At 66.0% G+C, this 14,869-nt stretch carries 16 protein-coding genes; 9 read left to right on the top strand and 7 right to left on the bottom strand.

The features are described from left to right. Entirely contained in the window at positions 1-882 is an 882-nt protein-coding gene (locus B1790_RS00985; RefSeq protein ID WP_079921255.1) for a sugar phosphate isomerase/epimerase, read from the top strand. A gap of 98 nt (positions 883-980) precedes the next feature. Here the strand turns inward: B1790_RS00985 and B1790_RS00990 are convergent, their stop codons facing one another. The 4 genes from B1790_RS00990 to paaZ are packed head-to-tail and all read right to left on the bottom strand — an operon-like array spanning position 981 to position 4,618. After that, on the bottom strand, positions 981-1,598 hold the full coding sequence (locus B1790_RS00990; protein WP_079921256.1) for a TetR/AcrR family transcriptional regulator: 618 nt from the start codon (positions 1,596-1,598) through the stop codon (positions 981-983). Then, a complete protein-coding gene (locus B1790_RS00995) occupies positions 1,595-2,236 on the bottom strand; it encodes a TetR/AcrR family transcriptional regulator (RefSeq protein ID WP_079921257.1) in 642 nt (213 codons plus the stop codon). The genes B1790_RS00990 and B1790_RS00995 overlap by 4 nt, the downstream gene beginning before the upstream one ends. A gap of 34 nt (positions 2,237-2,270) precedes the next feature. After that, positions 2,271-2,570, bottom strand: coding sequence for an EthD family reductase (locus B1790_RS01000; protein ID WP_079921258.1), 300 nt, complete (start codon positions 2,568-2,570; stop codon positions 2,271-2,273). Then, complete coding sequence (gene paaZ / locus B1790_RS01005) at positions 2,570-4,618, bottom strand: phenylacetic acid degradation bifunctional protein PaaZ (RefSeq protein ID WP_079921259.1); 2,049 nt, start codon at positions 4,616-4,618, stop codon at positions 2,570-2,572. Before paaZ ends, B1790_RS01000 begins: the two co-directional genes overlap by 1 nt. Positions 4,619-4,731: 113 nt before the next feature. On the opposite strand from paaZ, the gene paaA reads away from it, so the two are divergent. From paaA to B1790_RS01045, 8 genes are all read left to right on the top strand, one after another. After that, on the top strand, positions 4,732-5,673 hold the full coding sequence (gene paaA / locus B1790_RS01010; RefSeq protein WP_079921260.1) for a 1,2-phenylacetyl-CoA epoxidase subunit PaaA: 942 nt from the start codon (positions 4,732-4,734) through the stop codon (positions 5,671-5,673). Next, the gene (paaB, locus tag B1790_RS01015) at positions 5,670-5,966 is read left to right on the top strand and encodes a 1,2-phenylacetyl-CoA epoxidase subunit PaaB (RefSeq protein WP_079921261.1); all 297 of its coding nucleotides are present in this window, start codon (positions 5,670-5,672) and stop codon (positions 5,964-5,966) included. The genes paaA and paaB overlap by 4 nt, the downstream gene beginning before the upstream one ends. 14 nt (positions 5,967-5,980) lie before the next feature. Further along, on the top strand, positions 5,981-6,919 hold the full coding sequence (paaC, locus tag B1790_RS01020) for a 1,2-phenylacetyl-CoA epoxidase subunit PaaC (RefSeq protein WP_079921321.1): 939 nt from the start codon (positions 5,981-5,983) through the stop codon (positions 6,917-6,919). Then, positions 6,919-7,431, top strand: a complete 513-nt coding sequence (gene paaD / locus B1790_RS01025; RefSeq protein WP_369832264.1) for a 1,2-phenylacetyl-CoA epoxidase subunit PaaD — start codon at positions 6,919-6,921, stop codon at positions 7,429-7,431. The genes paaC and paaD overlap by 1 nt, the downstream gene beginning before the upstream one ends. Before the next feature lies 1 nt (position 7,432). Further along, positions 7,433-8,518, top strand: a complete 1,086-nt coding sequence (gene paaE / locus B1790_RS01030; RefSeq protein ID WP_079921262.1) for a 1,2-phenylacetyl-CoA epoxidase subunit PaaE — start codon at positions 7,433-7,435, stop codon at positions 8,516-8,518. 104 nt (positions 8,519-8,622) lie between these two features. Next, complete coding sequence (locus B1790_RS01035; protein ID WP_369832262.1) at positions 8,623-9,366, top strand: enoyl-CoA hydratase/isomerase family protein; 744 nt, start codon at positions 8,623-8,625, stop codon at positions 9,364-9,366. Next, positions 9,363-10,190, top strand: coding sequence for a 3-hydroxyacyl-CoA dehydrogenase family protein (locus tag B1790_RS01040; RefSeq protein WP_079921263.1), 828 nt, complete (start codon positions 9,363-9,365; stop codon positions 10,188-10,190). Before B1790_RS01035 ends, B1790_RS01040 begins: the two co-directional genes overlap by 4 nt. Positions 10,191-10,263: 73 nt before the next feature. After that, positions 10,264-11,079 (top strand): enoyl-CoA hydratase/isomerase family protein, encoded by an 816-nt coding sequence (locus tag B1790_RS01045; protein ID WP_079921264.1) that lies wholly within the window; start codon positions 10,264-10,266, stop codon positions 11,077-11,079. Positions 11,080-11,136: 57 nt separating this feature from the next. On the opposite strand, the gene lpdA is transcribed toward B1790_RS01045, so the two are convergent. Genes lpdA through B1790_RS01060 form a run of 3 tightly spaced genes read right to left on the bottom strand, consistent with a single transcriptional unit; the run spans position 11,137 to position 14,867 of the window. Further along, positions 11,137-12,522 carry a dihydrolipoyl dehydrogenase gene (lpdA, locus tag B1790_RS01050; protein WP_079921265.1) on the bottom strand — a complete coding sequence of 462 codons (1,386 nt, stop codon included), beginning with the start codon at positions 12,520-12,522 and terminating at the stop codon, positions 11,137-11,139. Continuing rightward, positions 12,523-13,866 (bottom strand): dihydrolipoamide acetyltransferase family protein, encoded by a 1,344-nt coding sequence (locus B1790_RS01055; protein WP_079921324.1) that lies wholly within the window; start codon positions 13,864-13,866, stop codon positions 12,523-12,525. Then, positions 13,863-14,867: an alpha-ketoacid dehydrogenase subunit beta gene (locus B1790_RS01060; RefSeq protein WP_079921266.1), complete on the bottom strand. Its 1,005-nt coding sequence runs from the start codon at positions 14,865-14,867 to the stop codon at positions 13,863-13,865. Before B1790_RS01060 ends, B1790_RS01055 begins: the two co-directional genes overlap by 4 nt. Between the last annotated feature and the right edge of the window lie 2 nt (positions 14,868-14,869).

Genomic DNA, 14,869 nt, shown 5'->3' on the forward strand with positions numbered 1-14,869 from the left:
ATGCCACATCCCATCCCCGGACTGCTCGCCACTTGCTGGACGTCGGCAGGCAACGTCATGCCCACCCGCACCGGTCCCAGCAGTCCACTCGAGGTCACCGAACGAGTCTCCGCGGTATCCGCCGCCGGGTACACCGGGTTTGGCATCGGCCACGCCGACATCCAGAACGTTCGCAACACGATGGGCGACAAGGTGTTTCGGTCACTACTCGACGACCACGGGATCACTACACTCGAGCTGGAGTACATCGACGACTGGTGGACCACCGGCCCGCGGCGCGGGGAGGCCGACACCGTGCGACGTGACCTCCTCGACGCCGCTGCAGCGCTTGGTGCCAGCCACGTGAAGGCCGGCGCGGGTCAAGCCGATGATCGGGTCGACGCCGGTCACCTCAACGCCGAGTTCCTGACGCTGTGCGAGCAGGCGCAGTCAGCCGGAACCCGGATCGCGCTCGAGCCCGCCGCGTTCTCGATGATGCCCACCATCCATCCGGGCGTCGACCTCGTCACCCAGGTTGGGCATCCGGCCGGTGGCCTGCTCGTCGACATTTGGCACGTCTACCGCAGCGGTACCTCGTACGCCGACCTCGTCGACCTCATCCCCGCCGAGCGGTTGTTCGCCGTCGAGCTCAACGACGGTTCCCACACCGTGCCGGGCACCCTGTTCGACGACACCTTCGACAATCGACTGCTCTGCGGCCAAGGAGATTTCGACGTTGCCGGCTTCATCGAGGCGATCGACCGCATCGGATTCGACGGGCTCTGGGGAGTGGAGATGATGTCTGAGCATCATCGAACTCTTACCTCCGCCGAGGGTGCCCGGCACGCGGCCGAGGCGGCGCGACGTGTGCTGACCGAACATCATGCCGGGGTCGGTCGTTGAGCGGATCTCAAATCTGACGGAACGAGACCGCCCTCGCGGCAAGGCTTCTCGTCCATCAAACCCGTCGCTCTCTGATTCGAACTTCGATCGATGTCGCACTATGGGTACGACGGTGCACGGAGCCCGTCCACCAGCATCCCGGTCACCTTGGCGGCCAGTTGGGACTCATCGATGGGCCCGTCGGGGCGATACCATTCCGCTAGCGAGTTGACCATGCCGAAGATCAGCCGGCTGATCACTTCGGGCTCGATATCGGCGCGCAGACTTCCTTCCCGGGCGGCCTCCTGCACCAGCGCCGTCAACTGGTCGTCGATGCCCCGGCGGCGCTGCACTGCCGCCACCTCCAGGGCGCTGTTCCCCCGGATCCGCAGCAGCAGCGTGACCGCCGGGAGATGGGCTACCAGGATGTGCACCGAGGACGCCACCGTGGCCCGAAGTCGTTCGTAGGCAGCGGTATCCGAGGCAGCTCCAGTCGCTGCCGACACCGCCTGCTCGAGGCCGTCGAGCGCTTCGTCGAGCGCGGCGGCAAGGATCGATTCCTTGCTCTCGAAGTGATAGAACACAGCGGACTTGGTGACGCCGAGATGGCGGGCCAGGTCGTTGATGGACGTCGCGTCGTAACCGTGGACGTTGAACAGGGCGATAGCCCGCTGCAGCACTTCGTCGCGGCTGTACCCCGGCCTGCCGCGCGGGCGGCGCTGCGGGACTTCGGTCACGGGCGGGCCTTCATCCCGTCCATCAACATCGAACTCACCTGATCGGCCAGTTGCGCCCCGCTGATCGGGCCGTCGGGGCGGTACCACTCCCGAACCGAATTGGTCATGCCGAAGATCAGCCGCGCCGTCGTCCGCGCATCGATGTCCGAGCGCAGGTCGCCGTCGGCGATCGCCTCCTGCACCACATCGGCGACGAACTTGTCGTAGGACCGCCGCTGTTCGAGCGCCCACCGTTCGGTCTCGGTGTTGCCCCGCACATTCAACAGCAGGGTCACGTAAGTCAGTTTCTCCGTGAGGATCTCCAGATTGCGCCGGATCAGGAAGATCAGTCGGTCCACAGCCCGACCGCTGACCGCGCCGTCCTCGGTGGTGCTGGCGATCAGGGGATCGAGCGCCTTCTGCAGCCCCAACCGGAGCAGCTGCTCCTTTCCCTCGATGTGGTGGAAGATCGAGGACTTCGACAGCCCGGACGCGTGGGACAGGTGCGCGAAGCTGGTGGCTTCGTAACCCCGCTCGGTGAACACCGCAACGGCGACGGCCAGCAGTCGGTCGAGGTTGTACTGCGGGCGTGGTTCACCCGACGGCAGCGTCCTCGGCGATGCGGTGCCGGCCGCCGGTGCGCCCGCGCGATCAGTCATGGACTCATGCTCGCACGCGCACCGGCTGCGCAGGTCACCCCTGTCGGATCTCCCCGGTGAACATGACCCGGGCGACGGGCAGGGTGGCCGCATCGGCAGCGACTGCCGCCATCTCGGGTGACCGCAGCGCCGTCTTCAGCGCCGCGGCATCGTCGAAATCGAGTTCGGCAACCAGGTAGGGCGCCACTCCGTCACCGAGCGCCGAGGGCTTCGAGAACGACGCGGCGCGGAGTCCGGGCAGCGGGTGGCACAGTGGGACATGCTGATCGAAGTACCGGCGGTCGAAGGCATCGGCGTCTTCGGGGGTCTGGTACTGGATGGTCAACCGGTGCATCAGTTGGTCCCGTCCTGGTTCCAGGTCTTGGCCACCAGGGTGAGCACGTCGTAGGTCGCCACCGCGGCGCCCTCCTGATTGACCACCACGGCGTCCCACCGCACCTCGCCGTAGTCGGCGGAGGACCGCGGAGTGATCTGCTTGACCGTCAGCGTGACGGAGATGGTGTCCTCGGCCTTGACCGGCGTGAGGAACCGTAGGTGATCCACCCCGAAGTTCGCCAGCACCGGACCGGGATTGGGCTCGACGAACAGCCCCGCCGCCAGTGATACCACCAGGTAGCCGTGCGCGACGATGCCTCCGAACAGCGGGCTGGCCGCCGCCGCCTCGGGGTCGGTGTGGGCATAGAACGTGTCGCCGGTGAACTCCGCGAAATGGTCGATGTCGGCGAGCGTGACCTGTCGCTTCTGCGACTCGATGCTGTCGCCGATCTTCAGTGCCGCCAAGCTCTTCCGGAACGGATGCAGGTCGCCGACGGCGCGCTGTGACCCGGTGGTCCAGCGCCCGGTGATCGCGGTGAGCATATCGGGAGAGGCTTGGATCGCAGTGCGCTGCATGTGGTGCAGTACGCCGCGGATACCGCCGAGTTCCTCACCACCGCCAGCGCGTCCGGGACCGCCGTGCACCAAGGTGGGCAGCGGGCTGCCGTGCCCGGTGGATTCGGCGGCGTCGTCGCGGTCGAGGACCAACAGCCGGCCGTGCCACGGGGCCAGACCCAGCACGACCTCACGCACGATCTGCGGATCATGGCTGACCAATGAGGTCACCAGGCTGCCGCGGCCGCGGGCCGCCAACTCGACCGCCTCTGCGGTGGTCGCATAGGCAAACACGGTGGCCACCGGTCCGAACGGTTCGACATCGTGCGGCTCGGTGGCCCCGGGCCGGGCCCGCAACAGGATGGGCGACAGGAACGCGCCTCGCTCGGCGTCGGCGCCCACGGTGGCCACCTGCGCCGGATCACCGAAGACGATCTCGGCGGAATTGCCCAGCACCTCAATGGCTTTGCGGACCTCATCGCGCTGGGCAAGGCTGGCTAGTGAGCCCATGCCGACGGTCTCGTCGGCGGGGTTGCCGACGGTGATCTTGGCCAGTCGCGCGCTGATCGCGCTCACCACGGTGTCGGCGATACCCTGGGGCACCATGACCCGGCGGATGGCGGTGCACTTCTGCCCGGCCTTGACCGTCATCTCGGTCACCACGCCCTTGACGAACAAGTCGAACTCCGGATCGTCGACGGCGACGTCGAGGCCAAGGATCGAGCTGTTCAGCGAATCCGCTTCAACTCCAAGACGCACCCCGCCGTGCACCACCGACGGGTGGTTGCGTAGCAGCCCGGCGGTGTGCGCCGACCCGGTGAATGCGACCGAATCCTGTTCGGTCAGTTCATCCAGCAGCGATCCTGCGCTTCCGCTGATCAGTTGAATCGAACCCTCGGGCAGGATGTTCGACTCGACGATCCGACGTACGACGGCCTCGGTGAGGTAGCCGGTCTGGCTGGCAGGTTTGACGATGCTGGGAAGTCCGGCAAGGAATGCCGGCGCCAACTTCTCCAACATGCCCCACACCGGGAAGTTGAACGCGTTGATCTGGACCGCGACGCCGGGTCGCGAGGTGTAGATGTGCTGGCCCAGGAAGGTGCCGCCCTTGCCCAGTGACTCGAGCTCACCGTCGAGCACCACGGTGTCGTTTGGCAGCTCGCGAGTTCCCTTGCTGGCGTACGAGAATACGGTTCCGATACCGCCGTCGACGTCGACCGCGGAGTCGCGCCGCGTGGCTCCGGTGCGCGCCGACAGCGCGTAGAACTCGTCTTTGAACCCGCCGAGATGCTTCGCCAGTGCCTTGAGTAGGCCGGCGCGCTCGTGGAAGGTCAGGGCCTGGATCGCGGGCGCGCCCACGCTACGGGCGTGCGCCACCATGGCGGCGTAGTCCAGCCCGCGGCTCGACACCCGGGTGATCTCCTCGCCGGTGACGGCGTCAGTGACCGGCTCCCCCTCGTCCTGGGCACGGAACCACTGCCCCGCGGCATAACTCTCCAGTAGTGCGCTCACGATGCGCCTCCTTCCGATCGATGTGTTCCGGCCCGTTGCGCGGCGCCCGTTCCTCGTGCCAGAGTAGTACAGACCGTTCGGTCAGTAAATACTCGCATCACCCGGAGGTGCCCATGTCATCGGCTGTCGCTGAACCCGGGCTCGTCGCACTTTTCGACGCCATCGTCGGTTCCAAGGACCGCATCGAACCGCGCGACTGGATGCCTGACGCGTACCGGAAAACCCTCATCAGGCAGGTCGCCCAGCATGCCCACTCGGAGATCATCGGCATGCAGCCGGAGGGCAATTGGATCGGCCGCGCCCCCTCGCTGCGGCGCAAGGCGATCCTGCTGGCCAAGGTCCAGGATGAGGCCGGTCACGGGCTCTACCTGTACTCGGCGGCCGAGACCCTGGGCGCCTCCCGACAGGATCTCACCGACCAGCTGATCCGGGGCGCACAGAAGTACTCGTCGATCTTCAACTACCCCACGCTGTCCTACGCCGACGTCGGCACCATCGGCTGGCTGGTCGACGGCGCCGCGATCTGCAACCAGGTTCCGTTGTGCCGCACGTCGTTCGGCCCGTACGGCCGCGCGATGATCCGGATCTGCAAGGAGGAGTCGTTCCATCAACGGCAGGGCTACGAGCTGTTGATGACGATGATGCGTGGCACCGAGGAGCAGCGGGCCATGGTGCAGGAGTCGGTGAACCGGTTCTGGTGGCCGGCGCTGATGATGTTCGGCCCGCCCGACGACGCCTCCCCCAACACCGAACAGTCCATGGCCTGGGGAATCAAGACTCACACCAATGATGAACTGCGGCAACGGTTCGTCGACATGTCGATACCGCAAGCCAAGGCCCTTGGCGTCACGTTCCCCGACCCCGAACTGCGCTGGAACGAGGAGCGACAGTCCCACGACTTCGGTGAGATCGACTGGACCGAGTTCTGGGCTGTGGTCAAAGGCGACGGTCCGTGCAACGCCCAGCGTATCGAGCACCGCCGAAGGGCCCGCGACGACGGCCGCTGGGTTCACGAAGCCGCCCGTTCCTTCGCAGCCAAGCAGGTGACCGCGTGAGCGCCCCACAGTCCGGCGAGTGGCCGCTCTACGAGGTGTTCGTGCGTGGCAAGCGCGGCCTGAACCACGTGCACGTCGGTTCGCTGCATGCCCCCAGCGACGACATGGCGCTGCTGCATGCGCGCGACGTCTACACCAGACGCAATGAGGGCGTCAGCATCTGGGTGGTGCCGTCGGAGCGGATCACCGCGTCCAGTCCTGACGAGAAGGACCCGATGTTCGCCCCCAGCGGCGACAAGGTGTACCGCCATCCCACCTTTTACGACATCCCCGATCACGTTCCACACATGTGAGCCAAAGAGACACCATGACTGACGCAGACTCGCCCCACGTCGACGACGACCACGAGAACGCCTACGCCGGACTCTTGGTCAACGACGCCCACTGGGCGTTCGGCACCGACTTCGAAGATCCCCTGGCCGGAGTGGACACCACGGTGCCCGCCGGGGTCGACGCAAGCACTCTGGCGAAGTACTGCCTGATGCTCGGTGACGACGCTCTGGTGCTGTCCCAACGGCTCTCGGAATGGTGCAGCCGCGCTCCCGACCTCGAAGAGGACATCGCGCTGGCCAACATCGCGCTGGATCTGCTGGGCCAGGCCCGGTTACTGCTGGCCCGTGCCGCCGCCGCTGATCCCACCCTGGTGCCGAGCCTGCCAGCGGGCTCCCCCGTCCCCGACGAGGACCGGTTGGCCTTCTTCCGCGACGGTCTCGACTTCTGCAACGTCCGACTGGCCGAGGTCCCCAACGGCGACTTCGCCGAGGCCATCACCCGGATCCTGATGTTCTCCACGTGGCGACTGGCGCTGATGCAGCAGTTGACCCGCAGCGCCGACGCCGTGTTGGCAGCGGTGGCGGCCAAGGGCGTCAAAGAGCTGACGTACCACCGCGACTTTGCCGGCCGATGGTTCGTGACTCTCGCCAAGGGCACCGACGAATCCCGTCGCCGGCTGCTGGCCGCCCTGGCCGACCTCTGGCCACTGCGGGGCGAGCTCACCGACACCCATCCCGTGGAGCGGGCCGCCGCCGAAGCCGGTGTGGGGGTGGACCCCGCGACGGTATCCGACGAGATCGACGTGGTGTTCGAGCAGCTGTTCACCACGGCCGCCGTCGACCGGCCCACGGCCAGGCCGCTGGCCGGGGTCCAGGGGCGCAAAGGCCGCGCCGGGTTACACACCGAAGCGTTCGGCCACCTCCTCGCCGAGATGCAGGTAGTCGCCCGCGCACACCCGTCGGGCACCTGGTGATCGAGCCGGCTGCACCGGCGGCACTGAAACGTGCTCGCGCCGTGGCCGCCTCGGTGGTTGACCCCGAACTGCCGATGCTGACCCTGGCCGACCTGGGCGTCCTGCGCGACGTAGCACTCGACGCCGGCACCGTCGTCGTGTCCATCACTCCCACCTATTCGGGCTGCCCGGCGATGGCCACGATGCGCGATGACCTGGTCCACCGCCTGCAGGACAGCGGCTTCCCGGAAGTCCGGGTGCGGATCTCGCTGCAGCCCGCCTGGACCACGGACTGGATCACGCCCGCCGGCCGGGCCGCGCTGCAGCGCGCCGGGATATCTCCACCCGGCGCCGCCCCGCAGCACACGGGACCGATTGTGTTGACCTTGAATCCCATTCGGCGTTCAGTGCGATGCCCGCAATGCGCTTCGAGTGATGTCGAGTTGACGTCGGAATTCGGATCGACGGCGTGTAAGGCGATGTATCGCTGCACCGCCTGCCTGGAACCTTTCGACCACGTGAAGGAGATCTGACGTGACCGAGACACTCACCCTCGCGAGTACCGCCCGGCAGGCGTTTCACGAACTGTCGGTGGCACACGTCGAGCGGCTCACCGACGACGCGGTAGCAGTCACCTTCGACGTCCCGCCAGAGTTGCGGGATATCTTCGACTTCGCAGCCGGACAGTCACTGACGTTGCGCCGCAACGTCGATGGTGTCGAGCACCGCCGCTCCTATTCGATCTGTTCGGCGGTCGGCAGCCCGCCCCGCATCGGGGTGCGGGAGATCCCTGACGGACTGTTCTCGTCGTGGTTGGTGCGGCAGGTGAAGGTGGGCGACCGCGTCGAGGTGCAGGCCCCGTCCGGGAGCTTCCGCGCTGATCCGGCCGCCGGCGGCCGGCACCTGTGCATCGCCGCCGGCTCCGGGATCACCCCGATGCTGTCCATCGCCGCCACGGTGCTGCGCCACCCGCAGGCGCAGGTGACCATGCTCTACGGCAACCGGACCTCCACATCGGTGATGTTCGCCGAGGAACTAGCCGACCTCAAGGACGGTTTCCACCAACGGTTCAACCTCATTCACGTGCTCTCCCGCGAACCCCGCGACGTCGCGTTGTTCTCGGGGCGGCTTGACGCCGACCGTCTACGCCAGCTGTTCGCGCGGCTGGTGCCGCTGACCAACCTCGACCACATCTGGTTGTGCGGCCCGCTGGGCCTGCTGTCCGCCGCCAGGGAAGTGCTCGCCGAAGCCGGTGTGCCCGCGGCGAACATCCACTTCGAGCTGTTCTACGTCGACGAGCCACCACCCCAAATTAACCGCGCCGAGCGGGTGACCGACGGAGTCACCAGCGAGGTCACCGTCAACCTCGACGGCCGGGCGACCATCACGGCGATGGCGCGCGACAAGACGATCCTGGACTCGGCACAGGAGACCCGCGGCGACCTGCCGTTCGCCTGCAAGGGCGGGGTGTGCGGAACCTGCCGCGCGAAAGTCTGTGACGGCGAGGTGGACATGGTCCGCAACTACGCACTCGAGCCGAATGAAGTGGCCGAGAACTTCATCCTCACCTGCCAGACCTTCCCCGTCAGTGACGCGGTGACAGTCGATTTCGACGCGTGATCGCCCACGGCCCGAGCCAGAGGAACACCCATGTCTGAAGCCTTCGTCGTCGACCGATCGTGCGTCGGGGTCGGTCGGGGTGCGGCGCTGTTGCCGGAGTGGCCGTGACCGCTCCGCTGCTGATCGAGCGCCACGCTGATCGGATGGTGCTGCGGCTCAACCGGCCCGAGGTCCGCAACGCCATCGACCAGGCCACCGTGTCCGCGCTCCACGCGGCCTGCGACGAGCTGGAACGCGAACCACGGATCGCGCTGCTGGTGGGCTCCCGCGGGGTATTCGCCGCCGGTGCCGATATCACCCAGCTCCGCGACCGTCGGCGCGACGACGCCCTGGCCGGCATCAACTCGGCCATCTTCGACCGCATTCACCGCCTGCCGATGCCGGTCATCGCACTGGTGGACGGCTACGCCTTCGGCGGCGGCGCGGAACTGGCCTACGCCGCCGATTTCCGCATCGGCACACCCTCGACGAAGATCGGCAATCCCGAACCGGGGCTGGGCATCATGGCGGCCGCCGGCGGCACCTGGCGGCTCCGCGAACTGGTAGGCGAACCACTGGCCAAGGAGATCCTGTTGGCCGGAACGATCCTCGACGCCGACCAGGCGCTGGCGGTCCGACTGCTCAACGAGGTGGTGGCCGCCGACGACCTCGAGGCCGCCGGACACCGTCTGGCGGACCGGATCGCCGCCCAGTCCGCACTGGCCGTCCGTCTCACCAAGTCGGCCTTCCACAGTCCCCGCGAAGCACATCCCTTCATCGACAACGTGGTGCAGGCGGTGCTGTTCGAGACCCAGGACAAGCACGAACGCATGACCGCGTTCCTGGAACGACGCAAGGAGAAGCGATGACAGCGCTACCCACTCAGATCGGCGTCTACGGCGGCGGGCGGATGGGGGCGGGGATCGCCCACGCCTTCGCCGCCGCCGGCGCACAGGTGATCGTCGTCGAAAACGACACTCCCAGTGCGCAAGCCGCACGAGAGCGGATCAAGAAGTCGGTGGCCAAAGCGACGGAGAAAGGCACCGCGGTATCGGGGGAGATCACCGTCGTCACCGATCCCGGCGCCCTGGCCACCGCCGGACTGGTGATCGAAGCAGTACCGGAACTCGTCGAGATCAAATCGCACGTGCTCGCCCGGATCGCGGCGGCGGCACCGACGGCTGCGGTGGCCACCAACACCAGTTCCTTGTCCGTCGACCAGCTCGCCGACGCTCTGCCCGAACCGTCGGCGTTGATCGGGTTGCACTTCTTCAACCCCGTCCCGGTCAGCGATCTCGTCGAGATCGTGGTCGGCAACCGCACCGATGCCGCCCTGGTGGAGCAGGCCGGCCTGTGGGTGGCGGCACTGGGCAAGACGGCGATCACGGTGTCGGACACACCCGGCTTCGCCAGCAGCCGGCTCGGTGTGGCCATCGCCCTGGAAGCCATCCGGATGGTTGAGGAGGGGGTGGCGTCGGCCGAAGACATCGACACCGCAATGACTTTGGGGTACCGACACCCGATGGGTCCGCTGAAGACCACCGATATCGTGGGCCTCGACGTTCGGCTGGCCATCGCGGAGCATCTCGAGCGAGAGCTCGGCCCCCGCTTTGCACCGCCACAGCTGTTGCGCGACAAGGTCAGCGCCGGCGACATCGGCCGCAAGTCCGGATGCGGGTTCTATTCATGGTGACCCTTACCTCAACGGTCGCCGAATTCCGCGGCCGTAGTCGACCACTTCACCGACCCATCCTGCAGGAGGACTGATGACCACCACCGAAGTCACCACCCACTCGGACGACACTGTTCTCCTCGAGCGTCACGGCGCGGTAGCCACCGTGATCATCAATCGCCCCAAGCGCCGCAATGCACTCACCGCTCCAGCCAGAGTCGGCTTGCGCGCTGCCCTTACAGCCCTCGCCGTTGACACCTCAGTTCGCGCTGTCGTTCTGACCGGAGCGGGCGGACATTTCTGTGCAGGACAAGATCTCGCTGAACACGCCGCCGTGCTCCAGGCTGATCCAAGTCACGCGTTCGACACCGTCGAGGCGGACTATTCTCCGACCGTGCGATTGCTGTCAACGATGGCCAAACCCGTGATCGCGGCAATCGAAGGCAGCTGCGTAGGAGCAGGACTGGGTTTTGCGCTGGCTTGCGACCTCCGTGTGGTGTCCACCGCCGCCTCGCTTTCTACGGCGTTCAGCTCGATCGGTTTGACCTGTGACTCCGGCTTGGCACATAGCCTCCCCCGTGCGGTCGGCGATGCCAAGGCGCGAGAACTCATTCTCCTTGCACGACCCCTCAGCGGCGCACAGGCTGACGCTGTGGGCCTGGTGACGAGCCTCGTTGATCCAGGAGCTGCTTTGGCTACTGCCACTGAGTTGGCCATCAGCCTCGCCGCGGGGCCGACCCATGCATATGCCGAGTCGAAACAGCTTCTTGCTGGGGCCTTCTCCCGAACGCTCGACGAGAACCTGGCCGAAGAGGCTCGCGCCCAGGCACGTGCGGGAGCGACCTCGGACCATGCCACCGCGGTGAGGTCCTTTCTTGCCAAGGCGACGCCGACCTTCATCGGACGATGAGCAGGCAGCACGCTTCTGGCTGACGAGACACTCGGCCCGTTGCGAACAACGTGTTTGCTACCGGTGCGCGTGAAGCGGCTTCCCCGCAAGGACCAGCATTGCCTCGCCGAGTGCCTCGTTCTGGGTCGGGTGAGCATGAATGAATGGCGCTATGTCGGTGGGTAACGCTTCCCACGCCACCGCTAGTTGCGCCTCGCCGATCAGCTCCGCCACGCGGTCGCCAACCATGTGGACGCCCACTACCGCGCCGTTGCTGCGGGCGCCGCCGGATCGAACGACCTTGATTCCCCCGGCGCTACCGAGAATTTGACTCTTGCCGTTGCCTGCCAGGTCGTACACCGCGGTCGCGACATCGCCGTACTGCTCGCGTGCGGCATCCTCGGTCAACCCCACGGAGGCGACCTCGGGGTGCGAGTAGACCACCCTCGGAATCAGATGCTCAGGAACCGGCATCGGGGACAATCCGGCACTGTCCTCTGCGACGAACACACCATGTTGAAACCCACGGTGCGCCAGCTGAAGTCCTGCAACGATGTCGCCGACAGCGTAGACGCCGTCGACACTGGTGCGGAGTCGTTCATCGGTCGTCACGCAACCACGCTCGATGGCGATGCCGTTCTCCTCGAATCCGCAGTCGCCGGTATGGGGCGCACGTCCCACTGCCACCAGCAGGATGTCTGCCTCGAGCCGATCACCGCCGTCGAGATCGACCGCCACTGCGGCGTCAGTTTCGGTTGCCGAGACCACTTTCGTTGCCGCGCGAACGGCGATACCGCGCTTCTTGAACGCTCGTTCCAGCTGCGTCGAGCACCATGGGTCCTCGGCTGCGACCAGTCGCGGAAGTGCTTCAACCACGGTGACCTTGGTTCCGAAGGAGGCCCACATGCTGGCGAACTCGACGCCGATCACACCGCCCCCAAGAACGATCGCAGTCTCGGGTAGTACATCGAGACTCAGCGCGCGCTCACTGGTGATGATCCGTTCGCCGAGCTCGATTCCAGGAAGCATCCGTGCGGAGGATCCGGTTGCCAGAACCAATGTCGTTCCACTGTAGAGGGTTTCGTCAACCAAGACGTCACGACCACCCAGGTAGGTTCCATGGCCATGAACCGTGGTGATCTGGTGACCATCCAACAGTCCTCGCAGTCCTCGGTACAGCTTGTCGACGACGCGGTTCTTGTAGCCGTGCACGGCATGGAGGTCAACGCCATCAAATGTGACACGCACCCCGACCGCCGACGCCACCCGCGCGCTATCGGCAACTTCAGCGGCACGCAGCAACGCCTTGGTCGGGATGCAACCGCGGTGCAGGCACGTACCACCCACCTTGTCGACATCGATGAGAACGACAGACTTACCCAGCTGAGCTGCGCGGATGGCGCAAGCGTAGCCGGCGGACCCACCACCGAGGATCAAGACATCCGTATGGAACTTCTCCGTCATCTACAGCCTCCCTAGTGCGGCGACGGGATTTTCGACGTAATCGGCGAAGAGCCGGAGAAAGCCCCCCGCAGCGCCGCCGTCGCAGACCCTGTGGTCAAAGCTCAGCGAGATCTGCGTGACTTTCCGGACGCTGAGTTCGCCGTTGACGACCCACGGTTTGTCGATGATGCGACCAACGCCCAGGATCGCAGCTTCCGGATGGTTGATGATCGACGACGACCCATCCACCCCGAACACCCCGTAGTTGTTCAGCGTGAACGTTCCGCCAGACAATCGCGAAGGCGGCACCTTCCCTTCCTTCGCAAGCCTGGTGGTCTCACGCAGCTGTTGCGCCAAGGCCACCGTCGTCAGCGAGTCGGCGTGCTGAATGACGGGAACGATCAGACCGCGGGGTGTTTGAGCCGCGATGCCGAGATGCACGTGGCCGAACTGAACTATCTCGTCCCTGGTTGTGTCGACGGTCGAGTTCAGCTCCGGGTACTTCGTCAACGCCGTCAGCGCCAGGCGGGCAAGAAGTGCCAGCACGCCGATCTTCTCGTCATCAGGCAAGGCCGCGTTGATCGATCGGCGGGCGGACAGCAACTCAGAGGCGTCGACGTCCACCCAGGTCGTCGCATCCGGGATCTCACGGCGACTGGTCGACAATTTGTCGGCGACCACTTTACGAAGGCCCTTGATCGGTACCCGCACCTCGCGGTGCGCGCCGCCGGTGTCAACGATCGCCGCGGCCCTTGGCAGGGTGACTGGTGGCGTACCACTTGGCAGCGCACGTTCGACATCTGCGCGGGTGATGACGCCCCCCGGAGCCGACGGGCTCAGCACCGCCACGTCAATCCCGTTCTCACGAGCCAGTTTACGTACCAGCGGGGAGATGACGCGAGTGGGTGCGGCATGGGACGACTGGGAACTCGCCACTGGCGAATCGGCGGCAATCCTCCCGTCGGCCCCATTGTTCGGTGTGACCCGTCGACGGCGTCGGCGGGTCTCTTCGGATGTGCCGTAGCCGATCAGCACATTGCCCGATCCCGCGCGCTCTTCGGTGCGGTACTTCTCGTGCGCGGCGGTGACCAGCGGCTCCCCCTCCGCTGCGCTGGGCCCGTCGACTCGGGCAGCGATGGTGATCAACGGCCGACCGACGTGCACTGTCGTACCGGCGTCACCATGCAGCGTCAGCACTGTTCCCTCGAAGGGAATCGGCACCTCCACACTGGCTTTGGCCGTTTCGACTTCAACAACCACCTGGTCGATGGCGACGGTCTCGCCCACCTGGACCTTCCAGTCGACGATGTCGGCTTCGGTCAGGCCTTCACCCAGGTCTGGCAACAGAAAGATCTGCTCGTTCATCCGGTGACCGCCCAACGGTTATCAGGAGCGTCTTTCCATTGCAATCGTTCGACTGCATCGAGGATTCGATCGACGCCCGGCAAGTGGATGCGCTCGAGCTTCGGTGCGGGATAGGGAATGTCGAACCCACTTACGCGCAACACGGGAGCGTTCAAGTAGTGGAAGCATCGCTCTTGCACGCGCGCGACGATTTCGGCGCCGACGCCCGCGAAGCCCTGGGCCTCCTGGATGACCAGGCAGCGACCGGTCTTTCGGACCGAGCTCATAACCGTTTCATCGTCGAACGGAACGATCGAACGCAGGTCGACCACCTCCAGGTCGTATCCCTCGGCGGCCGCGGCTTCCGCGGTCTCGAGTGCGACGCTGACCGACGGCCCGTAGGCCACGATGGTGGCGTCGCGGCCCTCGCGCCGTACCGCAGCTCGTCCCAGTGGAGCGCCGATGGTCAACTCGCCATCGGCGCGCGCGAAGTACATCCGCTTGGGTTCGAGGAAGATCACCGGGTCGGGGTCGTCGATCGCGTGGCGCAGCAGGCTGTAGGCGTCTTGGACGTCGCCTGGCGTGACGACCTTGAGCCCCGCCGTGTGCGCGTAGTAGGCCTCGCTCGAATCGCAGTGGTGCTCGACGCCTCCGATACCGCCCGCGAAGGGAATCCGAATCACCATGGGAACAGACAGTGCACCTTTGGTGCGGTTTCGGATCTTCGCAACGTGGGACACGATCTGCTCGAACGCCGGATAGGCGAACGCGTCGAACTGCATCTCCACGACGGGTTTGAAACCGGCCATCGCCATCCCGATGGCGAAACCGACGATTCCGGATTCGGCCAGCGGGGTGTCAAAGCAGCGGCCTTCCCCGAAGTCGGTGGCGAGGCCGTCCGTCACTCGGAACACTCCGCCCAACGTTCCGACATCTTCACCAAAGACGACCACGTTCTCGTCTTCGGTCATTGCATCCCGCAACGCTGCGTTGAGGGCCTTGGCCATCGTTATCGGCGCCATGA

Origin of the sequence: Mycobacterium sp. AT1 (genome assembly GCF_002043095.1) — a bacterium.
Lineage (GTDB): Bacteria > Actinomycetota > Actinomycetes > Mycobacteriales > Mycobacteriaceae > Mycobacterium.

Excerpts from the sequence above, each read along its gene's own strand:
- B1790_RS00985 (WP_079921255.1), top strand. The coding sequence starts at position 1 with ATGCCACATCCCATCCCCGGACTGCTCGCCACTTGCTGGACGTCGGCA.
- B1790_RS00995 (WP_079921257.1), bottom strand. The coding sequence starts at position 2,236 with ATGACTGATCGCGCGGGCGCACCGGCGGCCGGCACCGCATCGCCGAGG.
- B1790_RS01000 (WP_079921258.1), bottom strand. The coding sequence starts at position 2,570 with ATGCACCGGTTGACCATCCAGTACCAGACCCCCGAAGACGCCGATGCC.
- paaA (WP_079921260.1), top strand. The coding sequence starts at position 4,732 with ATGTCATCGGCTGTCGCTGAACCCGGGCTCGTCGCACTTTTCGACGCC.
- paaC (WP_079921321.1), top strand. The coding sequence starts at position 5,981 with ATGACTGACGCAGACTCGCCCCACGTCGACGACGACCACGAGAACGCC.
- B1790_RS01040 (WP_079921263.1), top strand. The coding sequence starts at position 9,363 with ATGACAGCGCTACCCACTCAGATCGGCGTCTACGGCGGCGGGCGGATG.
- B1790_RS01045 (WP_079921264.1), top strand. The coding sequence starts at position 10,264 with ATGACCACCACCGAAGTCACCACCCACTCGGACGACACTGTTCTCCTC.
- lpdA (WP_079921265.1), bottom strand. The coding sequence starts at position 12,522 with ATGACGGAGAAGTTCCATACGGATGTCTTGATCCTCGGTGGTGGGTCC.
- B1790_RS01055 (WP_079921324.1), bottom strand. The coding sequence starts at position 13,866 with ATGAACGAGCAGATCTTTCTGTTGCCAGACCTGGGTGAAGGCCTGACC.
- B1790_RS01060 (WP_079921266.1), bottom strand. The coding sequence starts at position 14,867 with ATGGCGCCGATAACGATGGCCAAGGCCCTCAACGCAGCGTTGCGGGAT.